This is a genomic window from Pseudomonas paeninsulae (genome assembly GCF_035621475.1).
GTDB lineage: Bacteria > Pseudomonadota > Gammaproteobacteria > Pseudomonadales > Pseudomonadaceae > Aquipseudomonas > Aquipseudomonas paeninsulae.
This window is the reverse complement of the sequence record NZ_CP141799.1, coordinates 2,424,353-2,445,076: the sequence shown is the minus strand read 5'-3', so window position 1 is coordinate 2,445,076 and position 20,724 is coordinate 2,424,353. Positions and strand designations below refer to the sequence as shown.

The 20,724-nt window shown below is 63.0% G+C and carries 13 protein-coding genes; 2 read left to right on the top strand and 11 right to left on the bottom strand.

Going from position 1 to position 20,724, the window contains the following annotated elements:
- Positions 1–125 precede the first annotated feature (125 nt).
- Positions 126–755, top strand: coding sequence for a disulfide bond formation protein B (locus tag VCJ09_RS11305; RefSeq protein WP_324734386.1), 630 nt, complete (start codon positions 126–128; stop codon positions 753–755).
- Positions 756–766: 11 nt separating this feature from the next.
- Here the strand turns inward: VCJ09_RS11305 and VCJ09_RS11300 are convergent, their stop codons facing one another.
- A complete protein-coding gene (locus VCJ09_RS11300; protein WP_324734385.1) occupies positions 767–1,501 on the bottom strand; it encodes an SDR family oxidoreductase in 735 nt (244 codons plus the stop codon).
- 370 nt (positions 1,502–1,871) lie between these two features.
- Between VCJ09_RS11300 and VCJ09_RS11295 the strand changes: the two genes are divergently transcribed.
- Complete coding sequence (locus VCJ09_RS11295) at positions 1,872–2,879, top strand: TRAP transporter substrate-binding protein (protein WP_324734384.1); 1,008 nt, start codon at positions 1,872–1,874, stop codon at positions 2,877–2,879.
- 96 nt (positions 2,880–2,975) lie between these two features.
- Here VCJ09_RS11295 and VCJ09_RS11290 read toward each other — a convergent pair whose 3' ends face one another.
- From VCJ09_RS11290 to VCJ09_RS11245, 10 genes are all read right to left on the bottom strand, one after another.
- Positions 2,976–6,548: an EAL domain-containing protein gene (locus VCJ09_RS11290; RefSeq protein WP_324734383.1), complete on the bottom strand. Its 3,573-nt coding sequence runs from the start codon at positions 6,546–6,548 to the stop codon at positions 2,976–2,978.
- Complete coding sequence (locus VCJ09_RS11285; protein ID WP_324734382.1) at positions 6,524–7,627, bottom strand: chemotaxis protein CheB; 1,104 nt, start codon at positions 7,625–7,627, stop codon at positions 6,524–6,526. The genes VCJ09_RS11290 and VCJ09_RS11285 overlap by 25 nt, the downstream gene beginning before the upstream one ends.
- Positions 7,628–7,643: 16 nt before the next feature.
- Positions 7,644–9,842, bottom strand: a complete 2,199-nt coding sequence (locus VCJ09_RS11280) for a hybrid sensor histidine kinase/response regulator (RefSeq protein ID WP_324734381.1) — start codon at positions 9,840–9,842, stop codon at positions 7,644–7,646.
- Between the two features lie 7 nt (positions 9,843–9,849).
- Positions 9,850–11,607 carry a methyl-accepting chemotaxis protein gene (locus VCJ09_RS11275; RefSeq protein WP_324734380.1) on the bottom strand — a complete coding sequence of 586 codons (1,758 nt, stop codon included), beginning with the start codon at positions 11,605–11,607 and terminating at the stop codon, positions 9,850–9,852.
- A 64-nt stretch (positions 11,608–11,671) separates the two neighbouring features.
- The gene (locus VCJ09_RS11270; RefSeq protein WP_324734379.1) at positions 11,672–13,309 is read right to left on the bottom strand and encodes a methyl-accepting chemotaxis protein; all 1,638 of its coding nucleotides are present in this window, start codon (positions 13,307–13,309) and stop codon (positions 11,672–11,674) included.
- A 31-nt stretch (positions 13,310–13,340) separates the two neighbouring features.
- The gene (locus tag VCJ09_RS11265) at positions 13,341–13,970 is read right to left on the bottom strand and encodes a chemotaxis protein CheW (protein ID WP_324734378.1); all 630 of its coding nucleotides are present in this window, start codon (positions 13,968–13,970) and stop codon (positions 13,341–13,343) included.
- Positions 13,955–15,472, bottom strand: a complete 1,518-nt coding sequence (locus tag VCJ09_RS11260) for a CheR family methyltransferase (protein WP_324734377.1) — start codon at positions 15,470–15,472, stop codon at positions 13,955–13,957. Before VCJ09_RS11260 ends, VCJ09_RS11265 begins: the two co-directional genes overlap by 16 nt.
- Entirely contained in the window at positions 15,459–15,938 is a 480-nt protein-coding gene (locus VCJ09_RS11255) for a chemotaxis protein CheW (protein WP_324734376.1), read from the bottom strand. The genes VCJ09_RS11260 and VCJ09_RS11255 overlap by 14 nt, the downstream gene beginning before the upstream one ends.
- Positions 15,939–16,058: 120 nt before the next feature.
- Complete coding sequence (locus tag VCJ09_RS11250) at positions 16,059–17,513, bottom strand: efflux transporter outer membrane subunit (protein WP_324734651.1); 1,455 nt, start codon at positions 17,511–17,513, stop codon at positions 16,059–16,061.
- 86 nt (positions 17,514–17,599) lie between these two features.
- Entirely contained in the window at positions 17,600–20,707 is a 3,108-nt protein-coding gene (locus VCJ09_RS11245; RefSeq protein ID WP_324734375.1) for an efflux RND transporter permease subunit, read from the bottom strand.
- Between the last annotated feature and the right edge of the window lie 17 nt (positions 20,708–20,724).

The window sequence follows — 20,724 nt, the reverse complement described above, 5'->3', positions numbered from 1 at the left end:
GAACTGAATGTGCGCCGTTGCTGGCAAACGTTTCGCGGTGTTCCACCCTACTGGGGTTGGGAAATACTCCAGGGTGGCCACCATCTCTTGTTCCACTTGGTTGATTTTCCTTGTGGTTTCATGACATGAATCCCGGCACCATGGCGCGTTCACAGCAGTGGCTGGCGACAAGAGTTGTCTGCCCTGATCACGCCACGACTCAAAAAATGCTCCAAGCCATTGTCCAGCTGCCCACGGAAATTCAAATGACCCGCCAGAAATCCATCATTGCGCTGCTCTCGATTATTAGCGTTGCCTGTTTCGCGATGCTTGGCGGTGCTTTGCTCTTGCAGCATCTGTTCGCCTGGGAACCCTGCACCCTGTGCGTGCAGATTCGTTTGTGGCTGCTGCTGGGTGGCACTCTCAGCCTGCTGATCATTGCCGCCGAGGCTGTCGGGCAACGCTGGTTGACCCTGATATTCTGGCCATTATTGTTGGCTGCAGGATTTATGGCGGTGTTCGACAATAGCCATCTGGTGCTGATCGAAACCGGCATCTTGGAAAGTTTCAGCTGCTCACCTTTCCCGTTCTATGCCTTCTACCTTCCCCTGCATGAGTACCTACCCGAGGTATTCATGAGCGCCGGCGTTTGCGGGCAAAACGACTACGCAATCCTCGGCGTATCCTTCACCAACTGGACGCTGTTGAGCGTAACCCTGTTGTTCGGATTCATGCTGTTTGTGGCGTGGCGCGCGATCGGCAAAGCCAGGGGATAGCAGGTGCTCTGCTAGACGATGCCGCCATTGACCCGCAGTGTCTGTCCGTTGACCCAGCCACCCTGCTCGCTGACCAGAAAGGCCACGACACTGGCGATGTCCTCGGGAGCCCCCAGACGCTCCAGCGGTGGTTGTTTGGCCAGGCGCTCGACCTGCTCGGCGGATTTACCATTGAGAAACAGCTCGGTCGCCGTAGGCCCGGGGGCTATCGCGTTGACGCAGATACTACGTCCGCGCAGCTCCTTGGCGAAGATCGCGGTGAAGCTTTCCACCGCAGCCTTGGACGCGGCATATACCGAGTAACCCGGCAGCGCCAAGCCAACCACACTGGTGGAGAAATTGACAATGCGCCCACCATCGCGCAGATGCCTGGCCGCCAGACGCAGGGTGTTGAAGGTGCCCTTGGTGTTGATCGCGAAGATTCTCTGGTACAGCCCATCGTCGCTGTCGGCCAGGCTGACCATGCCGGGCTGAATGACGCCGGCGTTGTTGATCAGGATATCGATACCACCGAACTTCATCTGTGCCTGGTCGAACAAGGCTTCGACCGCCACCGAATCGCTGACGTCGGCCAGTACGGCATAAGCCTGACCTCCCGCGCTAACGATGTCGCGGACCACACGCTCGGCATCAGCGGGCTGTGCGGTGTAATTCACCACCACACTGATGCCGTCGGCGGCCAGGCGTTTGGCGATTGCAGCGCCAATACCCCTTGAGGCGCCGGTGACTATGGCTACTTTTGACATGGTGACTCCTGCGATAAAGGCAACTCGCGCTGCACAGGTTGTAACCACTGGTATAGCTGCCATCGGCGCAGGACGTTCGACCGGTGGTCACGTCGCGTTGAACACGCCCCGAGCGCTTGTGCAAACTCTCGCAGACGGCACAACCAGCGAATAACCGCTCACCCGCACCCTGAGAAAGGCGGGAAACCGCCAGCCCATGCGAACTGGATCACACGCCTAGGTCGACGATTCAAGGGTTGCCCTGTAACCGCCCCCTTGGCACAGGCATTGCCATAGATTGTGAGCGCCCGGCGGATCGCACACCGCCGTTCTAACCACGCAAGCCCCTGCCGGCAGGGTGCAGACCGCTCAATAAAAAATAGGCCATCCAATGTTCAAGTCGATTTTCGCCATGGCCGCCTGCGCCCTGGTCTTAACGTCTGCCAGCGCTTATGGCGAGCAAACCCAAGCGCCCATCCTGATCAAGTTCGCCCATGTGGTCGCCGACAATACGCCCAAGGGCCAGGGTGCCCTGTTGTTCAAGCAACTGGTCGAAGAGCGTCTGGACGGCAAGGTCAAGGTCGAGGTCTACGCCAATTCATCGCTGTATGGCGACGCCAACGAGCTGGAGGCACTGCGCAACAACGAGGTGCAACTGCTGGCGCCCTCACTGGCCAAATTCGAGAAATACACCAAGCAACTGCAGGTGTTCGACCTGCCCTTTCTGTTCGACGACCTGAACGCGGTCAACCGCTTCCAGAAGCGCGCCAAGGGCCGTCAATTGCTGCGCGCCATGGAGGATCAGGACATCGTCGGCCTGGCCTATTGGCACAACGGCATGAAGCAGCTGTCGGCGAGCAAGGCGCTGCTGGTGCCAGGCGATGCAGCAGGCTTGAGCTTCCGTATTCAGCCATCCAGCGTGCTTGAGGCGCAGTTCAAGCAACTGCACGCCACACCGCAGGTTCTGCTCTTCGCCGAGGTTTTCGACGCCTTGAAAAACGCCAAGGTACAGGGCGCGGAAAATCCCTGGTCGAACATCTACAGCAAGCAATTGCATACCGTGCAACCGTTTATCACTGAAACCAATCACGGCGTGCTCGACTACATGCTGGTTAGCAACCCACGCTTCTGGTACGCCATTCCCCATCAGATCCGCACCGAACTGGAAGGCATCATCGACGACGTGACCTTCGTGGTGAATCGCCAGGCCGAAGCCGCCAACCAGGCCGACCGCCTGCGGATCGAGACCTCGGGCAAAAGCCGGCTGATCACCCTCGATGATCAACAACGCGCTGCCTGGCGCCAAGCCATGCAGCCAGTGTGGCAGCAGTTCGAGGCCCAGATCGGCAGCGACGTGATGAAAGCCGCGCAGACCGTCAACCGTAAGCAACGCAATTGACGCCAAAGCCCGCCCCTAGACCCACGGTCAGGTTCGTCGCCGCAGTGCGTGCCCGAGGGCTCAGCGCATAGCCGCGTAGTAAAGCTCACACATTGGCTAGAGGCCCAGCACTTGCTGACGCAGGCGCTGATTCTCCTGCTCCAATTGACGCTGACGGAAGGCTTCGCGCAACTGGCTGCGCAGATCGTCGGCCAACCAGGGCTTGGTGAGAAAACGATTAATTACCCCCTCGTTGGCCGCCTTGAGGATGCTGTTGACCTCGATAGAGCTACTCAGCACCATGCGGATGATCTCCGGGTAGAGACCCTTGATTCGCCGCAGAAACGCCAGATCGCTCATGTCGGCCAAGCGCATATCGGTCAGCACCACATCCACCGCATGGACCGCCAGCAAAGGCAGTGCCTCGCTGCAACTTGCGGCGGTCAATATCCGGTAGTTCTCCAGGCCTAACTCGCCCTGCAATGCGTTGAGAGTGACGGGGTCGTCGTCGATCAGCAGCAGGCACTGCTCACGGCCATCGAGGATATCGGCGGGTAGATGCAAGTCCGCGCCGCTCTGGAGGAACTGCATGCAGGCCGCCGGCGGCAGTGGCGGCGAATAGTAGTAACCCTGTAATTCGTCGCAGCCAGCGCGGCGTAGGAAACCGAGTTGTTCTGGCGTCTCCACGCCCTCGGCGATCACCTTGAGGCCCAGGTTATGGCCGATGGAGATCATCGAGCGGGCCAGCGAGGCGCTGTCCGGATCCAGATGGACATCGGTCACGAAGCTGCGATCGATCTTCAGTTCGCTGAAGGGAAAGCGCTTCAGGTAACCGAGAGACGAATAGCCAGTGCCGAAATCATCGATCGAAAAACGAATCCCCAGGGCGCTGAGCGCCTGCATCTTGGCCAGCACTTCGGCGGTATTGGTCATCAGCAACGATTCAGTCACTTCCAGCTTTAGTCGCCCAGGGGCTACACCGTGCTGGGTGATGATCTGCTGCACCCGGTCGATGAAATCGCGCTCCATGAAGCTGATGGCGGAGAAATTCACTGACATGCTCAGGCCCTGCATCGCATCCTTCCAGGCCAGTATCTGGCGACACGCGGCGTCGAAGACATAGAGGTCGATGCCGACGATCTGCCCAGTTTCCTCGGCCAGCGGAATGAACTCGTCGGGCGCCACCAGCCGGTCCTCCTGCTGCCAGCGGACCAATGCTTCGAAACCACACAGGCGACCACTCTGCAGATCCAGCTGCGGCTGATAGACCAGACGGAACTCGCCGTTTTGCAGGGCTTGGCGGATTCCTCGCTCCAGCAACAGGCGGCGCTGTATCTGCTCATTCATCTTGGGGGTGAAAGCGCAGATGCGGTTACGCCCCTGATGCTTGGCCTGGTACATGGCGGTGTCGGCGTTGCGCAGCAGAGTGTCGACATCCCGGCCGTCTTCGGGGTAGCAGCAGAAGCCAATGCTGCAACTGAGCACCAGCTCCTGACCTTCCAGCACCAGCGGGGCTGCAACCAGCTCCTTGAGCCGCTCCAACCAACCGATTCGCCCGGCGAACGGACCGCTGTCGGCCAGCAGGATAACGAACTCGTCGCCGCCCAGGCGCGCCACGGTGTCGACTTCCCGGGCACTGCCCTGCAGGCGCCTGGCCATCTGTAGCAGCACCTGATCGCCAGCGTTGTGACCGAGACTGTCGTTGATCACCTTGAAATGGTCCAGATCCATAAAGGCCAGGGAGAACTGGCTCTGGTTACGGCTGGCAAAGGCAATGGCCTGGTGGATCCGATCGTTGAGCAGGTTGCGGTTGGGCAACCCGGTGAGACTGTCGTGGTTAGCCTGGTGTTCCAGTTCATCCTGGTAGCGCTTGGCCTCGGTAATGTCGTGGAGGATGCCGACGAAGTGGCTGACCTTGCCGCGGTCGTTGACCACCGGAGCCACCTTGAGATCGTTCCAGAAGGCCGAGCCGTCTTTGCGGTAGTTGAGCAGAATCGCTCCACCCTCCTCCTGGTCGCGCAGCGCCCGTCGGATAGTGTCCAGTGCCGGCTGCTCCAGCTCCTCGCCCTGCAGGAAGCGGCAATTGCGCCCCAGTACTTCCTCGCTACGGTAGCCGGTGATGCGCTCGAAGGCCGGGTTGACGTAGACGATCGGCTGATCCGCCTGCTCGCAATCGGTGATGATGATGGCATTGACACTCGCCTCCACGACTCGGGTGCGAATACGGATATCCAGGTCACGCCGGCGCTGCTCGCTGACATCCTGGATAACCGCGATGGCGCCCTGTAACACGCCCTGATCATCGAGGAACGGCACCGCCGAATTGAGAATGGTCTTGTTCGCGCCGTCTAAGGTCTCGATGTCGATCACCTGGTTGCGCGAGGCCTCGCCATACTGCGCCGCGCGAGCCAGTGGCCAGTCATCGGCCTGTACCGGTTCGCCGGTTTCCGCCCAAAAGCCCTGAGACTGACTGTGCTCGGCCAGCTCGCCCGGCTGCGCACGGCCCCAGATCAGGTTGCTCTCGGGATTGCTCATGATCAGCCGGCCACTGCGGTCGGCAACGAACACGCCGACCGGCAGGTTATCGAGAATCTTGCGCAATAGCGCCTCGCTCTGCCTCAGCGCCAACGTGCGCTGTTCCACCTGCTGTTCCATGCTCTCGAACAGCCGGGCACGGCCCACGGCCATGGCCAGTTGTCGACCGATCGTGGCCAAGGCGCTAAGCCATTCGTCTGGCCAGCTTTGGCCATGCCGGCGGACCACATTGAGCATGCCGATGATCTCGCCGCCAAGCAGCAGCGGAATGCTGGCATGGGCGCATTCGCCCGCTTGCTCGGCCAGCGCCGGACAGCCGCTGATATTGCACGGGGTACTCAGCCGATCACTGAACCAGGCATGCAGGCACGGGCAGTTGGCAACGCAGGGTTGCAGATGCTCGATGCTGTATAGCGTGCCCCGCCCTCGCGCCCCGGCGACCCGCACCGGCGCGTCGGTATTGCCCGTATCGGCCAGTAGCAACCAGGCACCGATCGCCTCGGGGAATTCGAGAATACGCCGCAGGGCCGCATCGATGACATGCAGTTCGGTCTTGGCATCGGTCAGGCCGCTGGTGAAGTGAAACAGGCCGTTGAGTAGCGAGTTGCTGCGCGTCAGTTCGTCATGCTTACTCTGCAACTCGTGGTTGAGGCGCACGCCTTGCTCGTAGGTGGAAATCAGCAGGTCGAGAATCTGCTGGCGGCCGGCGGTGATGAAGTGCCGCTCGCCATCGAGCATCACCTCCACACCAATCTGCACCCGCTCATGGCTGCGCAGTTCGAGATTGACCAGGAAGTAGCGGATCCGCGACATCAGGTACTTCTCGTCATAGGGCTTGACGATGAAGTTGTCTGCACCGCAGACCAGGCCATGTACCACATCTCGCGCATCGGCTAGGCGGGTGACCAGAATCACCGGAATGCCCGCAGTCTGTGCATCGTTCTTCAGCCACCGACAGAGTTCATAGCCGTCCATTTCGGGCATGACGATATCGCTGATGACTATGGTCGGGTGACGCTCGGCGACCTTTGCCAGCGCCTCGACTCCGTTGCGCGCTACACGCACCTTACAGCCTGCTGCTTCGAGCAGGTACTGCAACTCGGTGGCCTGAGTCGGGCTGTCCTCGACGATCAGAATTTCGGTGGTGTCGTACATGGCTCGCTCCCTCTTCTCACGACATTCTGTGTAGCAATCTGCTGCGCAATCGAGTTAAGCACGGCGGCAATACCTTCCGGCGGCAGTACCAAACAGGCGGCCTGCAAGTCAATGGCAGCTCGCGGCATCGAGTCGATCACCGCACTGGCAGGCTCCTGCACCAGGGTAAAACCGCCCAGGCGGCGTAGTTCGGCCAGCCCCTCGGCACCGTCGCGACCCATGCCGGATAGTTGGATGCCGACGGCCTGCTTGCCGAATGCACAGGCGACCGAGCGGAACAGGTGATCAGCCGATGGGCAAAAACCCTGTTGCCCACTAGCCGCCTCCAGACGCACGCGCAAAGCCGCGCTCACCCCCGTCTGCAAGCCGTCCGGAGCCAGGTAGAGCCTGCCGGGCAGCAACGTCTGTCCGTTCTCGGCGATCTCGACCGGTAGTGCGACCGTATTCGCTAGCCAGTGACAGAAACTCGGCAGAAAGCCTGCGGCAATGTGCTGCACCAGAATCAGCGCCCAGGGCTGGCCCGGCTGGAGATTCTGCAGCAGGGCCTTGAGTGCTGCCGGACCGCCAGCTGAGGCAGCGATGGCGATTAATTTTGGCGTATTGGCGGCCGTCTGCCCGGCCAGGCTGATCGGCACCGCCGTCGCCTTCAGCGGCGGGCTGGAGCCGGCGGGGCGGGGGCGCCGCACTATCTTCACCTGCGCCATGCTGCGCAGGGTGCGCAGCAATTCATCGATGCGCTCGTCGAAATCCGCCGCACCCAGGCCCCTGGGCTTTTCCAGCACCGCCAGCGCACCGGCGGCCAACGCGCGGATGGCGGTTGTAGAGTCGCGCACATTGGTACCGGCGGTCAGCACCACGACCGGCAAGGCATACAGTTCAAGGATGCGCGCGGTCGTCTCATAGCCGTCGAGGCCCGGCATATGGACATCCATGGTCACAATGTCAGGGGTATAACGCTTCAACATATCCAGGGCCTGCTCGCCAGTGTCGGCGGCGCGCACCTCGTAACCCGCACTCTCGAGCACCGCGCGCAGCAGCATGCGCAGTACCGGCGAGTCGTCAACGATCAATATGCGCATGGTCGTGGGCCTTCACTCAGATCAATCGTCGAATGGCGTCAAGCAGGCTGTCCTGCTCGAAACCGCTTTTCACCAGGTAAGCGTTGGCGCCCGCCTCCAGGCCGCGGCCGCGGTCTTCGGCCGAATGCAGGGCCGTCACCAGCACTACCGGCAGTTGCGTCAGCTCGCGGTCGGCGCGAATGCGGCTGGTCAAGGTGAAACCATCCATGCGCGGCATTTCCACATCAGACACCAGCAGATCGAAAGGCCCCTGTTTCAAGGCATTCCAGGCTTCCAGACCGTCGTTGGCGGTCGCCACCTGATAGCCGGCGCCTTCGAGAATAGCCTTGAGTAGGCCGCGCGAGGTGAACGAATCTTCGGCGATCAACAGCCGCTGGCTGCGCACGTCCGGCCCGTCCGCAGACACCTGGACCAGCGCGCTGGCGGTTGTGGCCAGGGCGCTGCGGTAAAGGTCACCCGGATGCAGGATCGGCACCAGCTGGCCGTCGCCGAGCACGGTTGCGCCGAGCAGATTACGCACCCGCAGCAACTGCCGACCGAGGTTCTTGACGGTGATCTCCTGATCACCGAGCAGTTCGTCGACCAGCAGGAAAAACCGCTCGCCGCGCACCTTCATTAGCAGCAGGGTCAGAGTGCCATTGTTGCGGGCCTGGGCGTCGAGGCCGAGCACGTCAAACAACGTCCAGACGGGCAGCACCTGCTCCTCGAATACCAGGGTGGGACGGTTTTCCTGAGTTTTCACCGCGCTGGCCGGTAGCCGCAGGCAGCGCTCCACCGCCAGTGCCGGCACGGCATAGGTACGCTCGGCATTGCGCACGATGACCGCGCGGAAGGTCGACAGATTGAGCGGCAAGTGCAGGTGAAAGCAGGCGCCCTGGCCGGGCGCGGACTCCAGCTCGATGCGCCCGCCGATGCGCTCGACCGATTCCTGCACGATGGCCATGCCCAAACCGCGCCCGGACAGGTCGGTGAGCAGCGCACTGGTAGACAGCCCGGAGGCAAAGATCAGTTTGCCGGCTTCGGCCTCACTCAGAACGTGGGCCTGTTCCTCGCTCAACATGCCAGCGGTCACGGCCTTGGCCTTGAGTTGCGTCAGGTCGAGGCCGCGGCCATCGTCCTGCACCCGCAGTTCGAAACGGTCCGCCGACTCCTGAATCAACTCCAACTGGATCAGACCGACCTCGGGCTTGCCGCAGGCAACGCGCTGCCCTGGGCTTTCCAGGCCATGATCGACGGCATTGCGCAACAGGTGGGTGAGTGGGCTGCGCAATTCGTCGAGAATGCGTTTGTCGACTTGCAGGCTGGCTCCACGCACCTGCAGTGTCACCCGCTTGCCAGCCTGACTGGCCAGGTCCTGGACCATCGCCGGCAATCCTTCCACCAGGCTGCTGCCAGCTAGCAGGAGTACGCTCTGCAGCTCCTCGGCGAGGGACTCGGAGAGCTGGGCCAGGCCTTGCGACAGATGCTTGCCGGCCTTTTCCAGATGGATTGCCTCGAAGTGCAAACGGTCCATCTGCGCCTGGCTCCAATCCAGGTGTTCGAGCAGCGCCTTGAGCGCATCCTGGCTCGCCGCGGGCAACACTTGCGCACTTTCGCGCAACCGTTGCAGGGCTCCACCGGCGGGCAGTCGGTGACCGCGCTGCGGTTCACAGGCGAGGCGATGTTCGCCGAGCAGACGAACATGGACACGGGCCTCGATCTTGTGCTGCAACAGGGTCTCGCTGTGAAACAACAGGGCATCCAGGCGCCCCGCCGAGACTCGCACCGTACCAGGCTCGGCAGGTGGCGCAGGAATGGCCGCGACGCTCACGGGCAGGCTAACCGCCGCACCGCGAGCGGCAGCCTCCAGATCCTCGATCAGCTGCGCCTGCTCCACACCATCCGCGGGCTGCCCGGCGTGCAGCTTTTGCACCACGCGCAAGACATAGCGACACAGCTCGACCCGCACCGGGCTCAGTTCCAAGGTGCCGGCACGCACTGCGCCGAGCAGGCTCTCCCAGGCATGGCAGAGCTGCTCGATCGGCTGCAGGCCAACTGCCCGCGCCGCCCCCTTGAGGCTATGCACCTCACGGAACAGCGATTCGATGGACTCGCGGCTGGCGCCTTCCTCGCGCCAGTTGGCCAGGCCGTCGGCGAGCACACTCAGGCGCTCGTCGGCCTCCACCTTAAAGCTGCCCAGCAGACGCTGTTGCAGCGCGTTGCGATCCAGACTCATGGCTGCCTCACAATTTGAACCGGGCCGTCAAACCCTTGAGTTGTAAGCCGAGCTGATGCAGGTTACGCGCCGACAGGTCGACTTGGCGGGTGCCGCCGACGTTGTCCTGGCTGGCCTGGCGGATGTTTTCCATGGCACTGACGACCTGATCCATGCCGATCAGCTGTTGCTGGCTGGTGGCGGCGATTTGCAGGGCCATCTCGCTGGACTGCTCGATGCTGCCGCTGAGACTGCGGATCGCCTCGCCACTGACCCGCGCCCGTTCGTAGCCGACCTCCACGGTTTTACTGCCCTGCTCGGCCAGCAGCACCGCCTTGGTCATGGCTTTCTGGATGTCCCCGAGAATCCCGCGCACCTGTGCGGTGGCTTGCTTGGATTGCTCCGCCAAGGCCTTGACCTCCTGCGCGACCACCGAAAAACCTTTGCCGATTTCGCCGGCTTTGGCCGCCTCTATCGAGGCGTTGACCCCGAGCAGGTTGGATTGCTCGGCGAGGTCGCCAACCGAGGCAACGATCTCGCCAATGGCCTGGCTCTGTTCGCCCAAACGCATGATGCTTTCTGCCACCGCCTGCATCTGTTCGCGAATTTTTTGCATGCCGGTGAGCGCCTCCTCAACGGCCTGCCGGCCGCTCAACGCGACTTGACGGGTGCGCTCGGTGCTTTCGGCCACGCCCTGCGATTTCGATCCGGCCATCACCGCGGTCTGCTTGACCTCCTCCACCGTGGTGGCGATTTCACTGATAGCGGTGGCGGTCTCCTGGGTGCTGGTAGCAACCTGACTGGTCCCCGCGAGAATCTCCTCACTGGAAGTGGCCAGCACGGTGATGCCTTCGTTGAGCTCCCCGACCAGGTTGCGCAGGTTGCTCAACATGGTGGCGAAGGCTGTGCCCAATACGTCCTGGTCGGAAATCGGCTGGCTATCCTGGCTCAGGTGCCCCTGGGCCAGGTACTCGGCCTTGGCGGCCAGGGCCAGCAAGTACTGGCTCATCTGGCTAAAGGCCAAGGCCAGCCGGCCGACCTCGTCGCGGCGGCTCTCGCTGCGCAGTTCCCTGGGGATCTCGCCGCGGCTGATCCGCTCGGCCATGAGGGTCAGGTGCGCCAACGGCTGAGCGATGTGCCGGCTGAGTTGCCATGCCATGACCATGCCGAAGATCAATACCACCGCCCCTACCAGTAGCTGCTCCAGGCGCTGGCGCGCCACCGTCTCCTCGGCCTGGACCAGGGCTTGGCGTACGTTGCGCTCGGTCAGTTCGGCCAGACGCAAGCCCAGGTCGTTGATCTGTTCCATCCTTTCCAGCTGAATTCCCAAGGCCAGGGCCTCAGCCTGTTCCACCTGTCCATCACGGATCAGCGGCAGCAGTTGCTGGTCGCGAGTCTGCACGAAGGCGTTACGCACACCGATGAGTTGATCGAGCAGCTGGCGGGTCACGCCATCATCGCCCAGACCAGCGAGCAACTTGTCGAACAGACGATCGTTGGCTTGCGACAGGGCCGCGATTTCGCCCTCGCGCTGACGCAGCTTGTCGCCTTGCCCTTCGCTCATGGCCTGAAGCAACTCGGCGCGCTGGCTGATGATGTTGACGCGCAGTTCCTTGACATTGGATACCCGCTCGAAACTGCGCTGAAACAGCTTGGCCTCGGTCGCCTGCAGATCGGCGAAGCGCTGCAGCGAAGTGATCAGCAGGGCGCCGAAAGCGACTATGAGGACGGCGAAAGCCAGAACCAGCTTGCTGCCGATACGCAGGTTGGCAATATTCCCCAGCATGTTCGTTTCTCCTTGTCCCTGGGACTACTCGGCGGGGCAGTAGTGAAGCCCTTGATGATTCTGCTTACAGTTTGAATCGGCTGGCCAAGCCTTTGAGCTTGAGGCCCAGCTGGTGCAGATTGCGCGCCGCCAGGTCGACCTGACGGGTGCCGCCGACGTTGTCCTGGCTGGCCTGGCGGATGCTTTCCATGGCACTGACGACCTGATCCATGCCGATCAGTTGTTGCTGGCTGGTGGCGGCGATTTGCAGGGCCATCTCGCTGGACTGCTCGATGCTGCCGCTGAGGCTGCGGATCGCCTCGCCACTGGCCCGCGCCCGTTCGTAGCCGGCCTCCACGGTTTTACTGCCCTGTTCGGCCAGCAGCACCGCCTTGGTCATGGCTTTCTGGATGTCCCCGAGAATCCCGCGCACCTGGGCGGTGGCTTGCTTGGATTGCTCCGCCAGGGCCTTGACCTCCTGCGCGACCACCGAGAAGCCTTTGCCGATTTCGCCGGCTTTGGCCGCCTCTATCGAGGCGTTGACGCCGAGCAGGTTGGATTGCTCGGCGAGGTCGCCGACCGAGGCGACGATCTCGCCAATGGCCTGGCTCTGTTCGCCCAAACGCATGATGCTTTCGGCCACCGCCTGCATCTGTTCGCGAATTTTTTGCATGCCGGTGAGCGCCTCCTCAACGGCCTGCCGGCCGCTCAACGCGACTTGACGGGTGCGCTCGGTGCTTTCGGCGACCCCCTGCGATTTCGACCCAGCCATCACCGCGGTCTGCTTGACCTCCTCCACCGTGGTGGCGATTTCACTGATGGCGGTGGCGGTTTCCTGGGTGCTGGTGGCAACCTGACTGGTGGCGGCGAGAATCTCCTCGCTGGAACTGGCCAGAACCGAAATGCCTTCATGCATATCTTCAACCATCTCGCGCAGGTACTTGCTCATGCTGGCGAATGCCTGAGCCAGCCTGCCCACTTCGTCCTGGCGGGAGCTGACGATGACTTCGCGGGGAATCTCGCCACGGCCGATCTGCTCGGCCCAACCGGTCAGGCGCGCCAGGGGCAGCGCGATATGCCGGCTGAGCAACCAGGCCAGGAGCGCGCCCAGCACCACCAGCACGAGGCTCAAATTAAACATCCGTTCGCGCAAGGTGTTCAGCGCCAGGCGCGAACGTTGCTGGGCTTCGGCGATGCGCTGCTCGGTCAACTCGGTCAATTGCAGGCCCAGGCCGTGAACCCGTTCGATGCGCTGCAATTGCACCCCCGTACTCAGTTGCAGCGCCTGCACAGATTGGCCAGCGCGGATCAGTTGCAACTGATTGTCACGGGTTTCCTGCATCGTGGCACGTAGCACGGTCAGCTGTTCGAGAAGGTCTGCGGCCTTTAGATCGCCCCCCCCCCTCGTGCGCATACGTTGCATCAAGTGGTCGTTCTGTATTTTGCTTTGACGAATCCGTTCTTCATGCTCATCCAGGCCGTCAACGGTGCCTGCGCTAATCGCCTGCAACAGTTCGTTACGCTGGGTCTCGAGATTGATGCGCAGTTCCTTGGCGTCGGAAATCCAGCCGTACTGCTCCTGGAATTGCCGCGCCTCGCTTTCCTGCAGGCTGACGAAGCGTTCCAGCGTCATGAAGATCAGGCTGCCAAAGCCGATTATCAGCGTGGCGAAGGCAACAATCAGTTTGCTGCCTATGTCGAACCGTAGCGTTTTACCGATCATGCAGGTGTATCTCCTTCGCCAGGGTTGTTGATTAGTCGGCCATCACCGGTAAATCGGGATCGCCCAGCAGGCGCGCGCCATCGAGTACCGTGACCTGCTCGGCGGTGACCCCGAGCAGGTAGTTCGCGCGCACCCCGGTTAGGTTCGCCGGCGCCTTTTGCAGCGCGTCGCGACGGATCTGTGCGATGCCCAACACGCGGTCGATCAGCACGCCGAACTCCATCTCGGGACTGTGCAGGATCAGTAGAAAATTGCGCTCCGACAGACTGTCGACCGGCAGTTCGAACAGCACCCGTAAATCCAGCACCGAGACGATCCGCCCGCGCACATTGACGATACCCAGCACATAAGCCGGGGTGTTCGGTAAAGGGGTGTATTGATTGAGTGGCAACACCTGGGCGACATGCTCGCTGGCGATGGCATACAGCTCGCCGCTGATGCCAAAGCGCAGCACTTCAAACTCGTCCGCGGGCGCCTGATCGTCGGCCGCGCAGGCCCATTGCCGGCTGCGTTCGCGCAGGCGCGCGGCGCGTTCCTCGGGGTCGATGGCGAAGCCCTCTAACAAGCGCCGTTCGAATTCGGCCAAACGCTCGTGCAGCTGCGCCCAGCGTGCCGGATCGACGCTCGGTGGCAGCTGGGGATCGTTCATGGGTTCAGACATGCGTGCCGTTGCTCCTGTAGTTGCTCGCACAAACGCAGTAGCTGTGCGCAGCTGATGCCGTCGCCGTGCGGCACCATGGCCTGCCGATCCTGATCCTTGAGCAATTGCCCGCACACGCGCAGGGCTTTATCACTGGCTTGGGGGCGGCCGAGTACGAGCAACAGGCGGGCCTGGAGGAAATACCCGAGGATAAACTCGGCATCCAGATAGAGGCATTTCTGCACGGCCAGCAACGCGTCCGGGTGATCGCCGCGCTGCTGCGCCAGTTGTGCCAGCAGCCAATACGCGGTGGCCGATGCGGGGTCGAGCAACAGCGCGCGTTGCAGCCAATCCTGCGCTTCTTCGAAGCGTTGCAGGTCCGCCCAACTGTGCGCGAGCAGCAAACAAGCCTGGTGCTGCTGTGCATGACTGAGCTCGGCGCAGGCCAGGTAGCCCAGCAGAGCTTCTCGGGCGTCGGCGCCGCGGCCTTGGCTCAAGGCATCCTGTGCCTGTTGCCACAATGCAGGGGCTGGCGCGGCAGCGCCGTTCTGTACAGGCGTGACAGCGGCAGCCGGCACTACGCGTTCGGGCCCGGGCGCCGCAGGCGCAGGCGCAGGCAGGCTGAACGGGACGTGCAGCGCCTCGGCGCGTTGCGCAGAGGCGCGATGGTGCAACGCATCACGGTCTAACGCGTAATTACTGCCGGCCCAGCGCCCGTTGAGGCCGGCCTGGGTGGCGATGCCGGCTTCGACGGCGCTGAGCAGCAATAACCCTTCCGTACTCAGGCTGGCGAGTAGCCGTCGCAGCGCGCTGGCCGCGCGACTTTCCGAGAAATACATCAGGACGTTGCGGCACAGGATCAAGTCGGCAGCGGGCAGTAGGCAGGCGTGTGCGCCATCGACGAGGTTGTATTGGATAAAACGAATGCGCCCACGCCAGGCCGGCCGTACCCGCCACGAACGCCCCTCGGCCTGAAAGTACTGACTGCGAAATTGCGTTTCATTGTGGCGAAAGGCGTGGGCGCCATAGAGCGCCTGTTCGGCGCGGGCGAGAAACGCCGCATTGATATCGCTGGCGACAATCTCCAACGACCAGCTAGCGCGCTCCGCACCGAGCAACTGATCGACCAGAAATAACAGGCTGTAGGCCTCCTCGCCGGTGCAGCAGCCCGCGCTCCACACACGCAGGATGCGCTGCCCGGATTGGCGCCGGCGCGCCAGCAGCGGGCCCAGATGGTTGGCGGCCAACCAGTCGAGCGCCTCGGCATCGCGACGGAAATAGGTCTCGCCGACGCTGAACGCGGGGATCAACGTCTGCATCAGGGCCGCATCCCAGTCGGCAAAGGCCAGTTGCTGCAGCCAATGCTCGAGATCCGTTACCTGCAACTCCAGGGCTAGCAACTGCAGACGCCGCAGCAAGTCGGCACCACGCGCCCCGGAGAAATCCATCCCCAGATGCTGATGCACCTTGTGATTCAAGGCTGCCAACAGGCGTGGCGAGCAGCGCGCTTCAGTCCGCTGCATCGGCCAATCTCCCGTCGTCCGTCAACAGCGCAGCCAGCTGCAACTCATCGTTATCGCTGAGCAGTTGTTCGACGTCCTGGATCAGCAGCAGGCCTTCGCGGGTCCGCAGCACACCGCGCAGCAGGTTGGAGGGTACCCGCGGATCCGGTGCCGGAATGAAGTCCTCGGCCACAGCGCTAAATACCGACTCCACCCGCGCCACCGGGAGCAGGAGCTCACGCGTGCTACTGCGCAGCCAGATAAACGGTTGCCACAGGCTCAGCGCAGGCGTGGACCAACCGAAACGCCGGGCCAGATCCACCACCGGGAGCAGTTTGCCGCGCACATTGACCAACCCACAGACCGTCTCGGGTGCCCCTGGCAGGGGGGTAGTCTGCAGTGCCGGCAGCACGCGAACCACTTGATCGAGGGTTACCGCTAAACGTTGTTCGGCCAACCAGAAGGGCAACATCTCGTATCTGTCCATAGATCTGTCCCTGTCACCACCGACTGTAGATCCTCCCTGAACCCTAGCTCAGAAGCGCCCAGAACGTCCAGTACGTCCAGTACGTCCAGTACTGCCGGTAAGCGCCCCGCTGCAGTCCGGCTATGGCTCCTTGGCCACGGGCACTGCCGCACCCGCAGAGGCTGCTTGCCAACCGCCACCCAAGGCGGCAATCAACTGCACGCTGGCGGTCAGACGGCTGCCCAGCAAGGTCAGGTTGCTGCGTTCATTGGTCAACGCAGTCGCTTGCACGTTGACCACGCTGTTGAAATCGACAGTGCCCGCCTTGTACTGGTTCTCGATCAGGCGCAGAGCCTCGCGGGCAGCGTCCAGTGCCTGCTGCTGGTACACCGCCTCCTGTTCCAGCACCCGCAGCTGCACCAGGTAGTCTTCGACTTCGCGGAAGCTGTCTAGCACGGCCTGACGGTATTGCGCGACAGTCTGGTCGTAAGCCGCTTCGCTGCGCTCCAGCTCGGCACGGCGGGCGCCGCCGTCGAACAGGCTCAGCGCCAGTTGCGGGCCGAGCGACCAGAAGCGATTGGGCAGGCTGACCCAGTCGGCAAAGCTGCTGCCACGGTAGCCGCCAGTGGCGGAGAGGGTCAGGTCCGGGTACCAGGCGGCTTCGGCTACGCCAATCTCGGCATTGGCGGCGATTACCCGGCGCTCGGCAGCGGCGACATCCGGGCGGCGTTCCAGCAGTTGCGACGGCAGCGCCACGGGAATCATGGGCAAGGCCGGCAATTGCTCACGCGCGGCGATGCTCAGCTCGCTCGGTGGCACGCCGATCAGCACGGCGATGGCGTGTTCCAGCTGGGCGCGCTGCCACTTCAGGTCAATGGCCTGGGCTTCGGTGCTTCTCAACTGGGTCAGCGCCTGGCTGACGTCGGATTTCGGCACTATGCCGGCGTTGTACTGGTTTTCGCTGAGGCGCAGCGAACGCGCATAGGCGGCCACGGTGGCATCGAGCAGACGCTGCTGATCGTCCAGCACGCGCAGTTGCAGGTAGGTTTGCACCAGTTCGGCCTGCAGGCTGAGCTTGAGCGCGGCCAGATCGGCGGCGCTGGCCGCGAAACCGGCGCGGCTCGATTCCAGCGAGCGGCGCAGCTTGCCCCAGATATCCAGTTCCCAGGCGGCGTTCAGGCTCAGGTCGTAGCTCTTCGAGATGCTTGCGGCATTCGAGCCGCCGACACTGAAACCGTCCGAGGTGCGCAGGGTGCTGTCGCCGCCGCCCTGCCCGGCCCGGGTCGCTCCGGCGCTGCTCGACAGGCTTGGATAGAAGGCTGCGCGCGCACCACGTACCAGCGCGCGGGCCTGGCGGTACTGAGCCTCGCTGGCGGCGAGGTTCTGATTGGACAGGTTGAGGCGACCGACCAGGCCACTCAACTCGGCATCGCCGTACAGCTCCCACCAGGCACCGCGCTCCAGCGCATCGCTGGGCACTGCGGTGGTCCAACCTTCAATCTGCTTGAACTGCTCCGGAGTGGTCAGTTGCGGGCGCTGGTAATCCGGGCCGATGGCGCAGCCACTTAACAGCAAACTGAGCGCAAGCAGCCCCATGTAGGAGCGAGCCGTGCTCGCGAGTGGCTTCGCCACGGGAAAGGCTTCGCGAGCATGGCTCGCTCCTACGGGTATTGGCAGCATGCTCATAGCGGAGTTTCCAGGGCAGCGTCGGTACGCACGCCGCGCCAGCGGTTGACCCGGTGGCGCAGGCGATCGAAATACAGGTAGATCACCGGGGTGGTGTAAAGCGTCAGCAACTGGCTGAGAATCAGCCCGCCAACGATGGTGATGCCCAGCGGCTGGCGCATCTCCGAGCCTTCGGCACTGCCCAACACCAGTGGCAGGGCGCCGAGAATCGCCGCCAGGGTGGTCATCATGATCGGCCGAAAACGCAACAGGCAGGCGCGGCGGATCGACTCCTGCGGGCTCAGCCGCTCCTGACGTTCCAGCTGCAAGGCCAGATCAATCATCAGGATGGCGTTCTTCTTGACGATGCCGATCAGCAGGAACAAGCCGAGCAGCGAAATCAGGCTGAATTCGATGCTCATCAACTGCAGGGCGAGCAAGGCGCCGACCCCGGCCGAGGGCAAGGTGGAGAGGATGGTCAGCGGGTGGATATAGCTCTCGTAGAGCACGCCGAGGACGATATACACCACCCCCAGCGCCAGCAGGATCATCCACGGCTGGCTCTGCTGGGTCTGTTGGAAGGCGCCACCGGTGCCGCCGAGCCGACCTTGCACCTCGGTCGGCAGGTTGAGTCGCGCCACCGTACGTTCGATCGCCACGCTGGCCTGCTCCAGGCTGACGCCTTCGGCCAGGGCGAAGCCGATATTCTCCGCGGCGAACTGGCCCTGGTGATAGACCCGATCTTCTTCCAGGCTGCGCTCCCAACGGGCAAAGCTGGACAGCGGCACCCGGGCGCCCGCGGCGGTGATCAGCTGGATCTGCTCCAGTGCCTCGGGGTGCTGGGCGTATTGCGGATTGATTTCCATCACCACGCTGTACTGGTTGAGGCTGTCGTAGATGGTCGAGACCTGACGCTGGCTGAAGGCGTTGTTGAGCACCCCGGTGACCATGGCCATGTCCACGCCCAGGCGCTTGGCCGCATCGCGGTCGACCAGCAGGCGAATCTGCTGGGTGCCGTCGGCTTCCTTGGCGTCGATATCGGTCAGTTCGGGTAGCGCCCGCAGCGCGTCGCGCACAATCGGCAGCCACTGGCGCAACAGGTCGAGGTCGCCGGAGAGCAGCATGTATTCGTTCTCCGAACTGCGCCCTTCGCGCCCGCCGATCTGCAGGTCCTGATCGGGCATGAGGAACATCCGCCCGCCGGGGACCTTGGGCACCGTGCGGCGCAGCCGCTCGATCACCTGTTGCGAAGACAACTTGCGCTCGCTCACTTGCTTCAGCCGCACGATCATGAAGGCGTTATTGATCCCGCCCGAGCCGCCGATAAAACCGGCCACGCTGTCCACCGCCGGATCGGCCAGCAGCGCGCGGCGGAAGATTTCCATCTTCGGCTGCATGACTTGGAACGACAGGCCGTCGTCGCCACGCACGAAGCCGATCAGCTGGCCGGTATCCTGCTGCGGCAGGAAGGTCTTGGGCACGCTGACGAACAGAAACACATTCAGCGCGATGGTCGCCAGCAGGCTGAACAGCATCAGCAAGGAGTGCTGCAAGGCCCAATCCAGGCTGCGCCGATAAACGCCCAGCACCCGCGTTTGCACCCGCGCGCCCAGACGCTGCATGGCATTGGCCGGCGGCTCGGCCTGTTCGGCCTTGAGCCAGCGCGCGCAGAGCATCGGCGTCAGGGTCAGCGACACCAGCAGGGAGATGACGATGGCCACCGCCAGGGTGATGGAGAATTCGTGGAACAACCGTTCGACGATGCCGCCCATAAACAGAATCGAGATAAAAACCGCGACCAGCGACAGGTTCATCGCCAACAGGGTGAAGCCCACCTCACGCGCGCCCTTGAAGGCGGCGGCGATAGGCGCGACGCCGGCCTCGATATGCCGGGTGATGTTTTCCAGCACCACGATGGCGTCGTCCACCACCAGGCCGGTGGCGATGATCAGTGCCATCAGCGACAGGTTGTTCAACGAGAAGCCCAACAGGTGCATCACCGCGAAGGTGCCGACCAGCGACACCGGCACCGCCAGCGCCGGGATCAGCGCTGCGCGCCAGCGCCCGAGGAAGGCGAACACCACCAGAATCACCAGGGCCACGGCAATCAACAGGGTGCGCTCGGCCTCGTGCAAGGTGGCGCGGATCACCGGCGAGCGGTCCATCGCCACTTGCACCGTGACGCTGGCCGGAATCACCGCGCGCAACGCCGGCAACTGCTGGCGAATGCCGGCAATGGTTTCGATGATATTGGCCCCAGTCTGGCGATTGACCACCAGCAGCACCGCCTGCTCGTCGTTGTAAAAGCCGCTGTTGTAGCGATCCTCCACCCCGTCGCTGACCGTCGCCACATCGCCCAGGCGCACGGCGGCGCCATCCTGGTAGCGAATGATCAGCGGCAGATAATCGGCGGCTTTCTCCAGCTGGTCGCTGGCCTGCACCTGCCAATGTCGGTCGCCCTGTTCCACCGCGCCTTTCGGCCGTTTGGCGTTGGCGGCGGTAATCGTTTGGCGCACCTCATCCAGAGCGATGCCGTACTGGTCGAGCAGGCGCGGTTCCAGGGCAACCCGCACTGCTGGCAGCGAGCTGCCACCGATGGTCACTTCGCCGACACCGCTCACCTGCGAGAGCTTCTGCGCCAGGATGGTCGACGCCACATCATAGAGCTGGCCCTTGTCCAGCACCTCGCTGGTCAGCGACAGCACCATGATCGGCGCCTGCGACGGGTTGACCTTGCGGTAGGTCGGCATCGCGCGCATGCCGCTGGGCAGCAGCTCGCGCGCGGCATTGATCGCTGCCTGCACCTCACGGGCGGCAGCGTTGATATCCTTGTCCAGATCGAACTGCAGCATGATCCGCGTGTTGCCCTGACTGCTGCGGCTGTTCATCTGGCTGATGCCGGCGATGGTGCCGAGCGAGCGTTCCAGCGGCGTGGCCACGCTCGAGGCCATGATCTGCGGGCTGGCGCCAGGCAGGCTGGCCTGCACCGTAATGGTCGGAAAATCCATCTGCGGCAGCGGCGCCACTGGCAACAGGCCGAAGCTGACGCCGCCGAGCAGGAGGATCGCCAGGCTCAGCAGCAGAGTCGCCACCGGCCGGCGGATAAAGGGCGCGGATAGGTTCATGGCCAACGGCTTCCCTG

What these genes read in the sequence shown, in the direction of transcription:
- VCJ09_RS11265 (WP_324734378.1), bottom strand. Translation starts at nt 13,970, where the DNA reads ATGTCTGAACCCATGAACGATCCCCAGCTGCCACCGAGCGTCGATCCG.
- VCJ09_RS11290 (WP_324734383.1), bottom strand. Translation starts at nt 6,548, where the DNA reads ATGTACGACACCACCGAAATTCTGATCGTCGAGGACAGCCCGACTCAG.
- VCJ09_RS11300 (WP_324734385.1), bottom strand. Translation starts at nt 1,501, where the DNA reads ATGTCAAAAGTAGCCATAGTCACCGGCGCCTCAAGGGGTATTGGCGCT.
- VCJ09_RS11260 (WP_324734377.1), bottom strand. Translation starts at nt 15,472, where the DNA reads ATGCAGCGGACTGAAGCGCGCTGCTCGCCACGCCTGTTGGCAGCCTTG.
- VCJ09_RS11295 (WP_324734384.1), top strand. Translation starts at nt 1,872, where the DNA reads ATGTTCAAGTCGATTTTCGCCATGGCCGCCTGCGCCCTGGTCTTAACG.
- VCJ09_RS11305 (WP_324734386.1), top strand. Translation starts at nt 126, where the DNA reads ATGAATCCCGGCACCATGGCGCGTTCACAGCAGTGGCTGGCGACAAGA.
- VCJ09_RS11245 (WP_324734375.1), bottom strand. Translation starts at nt 20,707, where the DNA reads ATGAACCTATCCGCGCCCTTTATCCGCCGGCCGGTGGCGACTCTGCTG.
- VCJ09_RS11270 (WP_324734379.1), bottom strand. Translation starts at nt 13,309, where the DNA reads ATGATCGGTAAAACGCTACGGTTCGACATAGGCAGCAAACTGATTGTT.
- VCJ09_RS11250 (WP_324734651.1), bottom strand. Translation starts at nt 17,513, where the DNA reads ATGGGGCTGCTTGCGCTCAGTTTGCTGTTAAGTGGCTGCGCCATCGGC.
- VCJ09_RS11280 (WP_324734381.1), bottom strand. Translation starts at nt 9,842, where the DNA reads ATGAGTCTGGATCGCAACGCGCTGCAACAGCGTCTGCTGGGCAGCTTT.
- VCJ09_RS11275 (WP_324734380.1), bottom strand. Translation starts at nt 11,607, where the DNA reads ATGCTGGGGAATATTGCCAACCTGCGTATCGGCAGCAAGCTGGTTCTG.
- VCJ09_RS11255 (WP_324734376.1), bottom strand. Translation starts at nt 15,938, where the DNA reads ATGGACAGATACGAGATGTTGCCCTTCTGGTTGGCCGAACAACGTTTA.
- VCJ09_RS11285 (WP_324734382.1), bottom strand. Translation starts at nt 7,627, where the DNA reads ATGCGCATATTGATCGTTGACGACTCGCCGGTACTGCGCATGCTGCTG.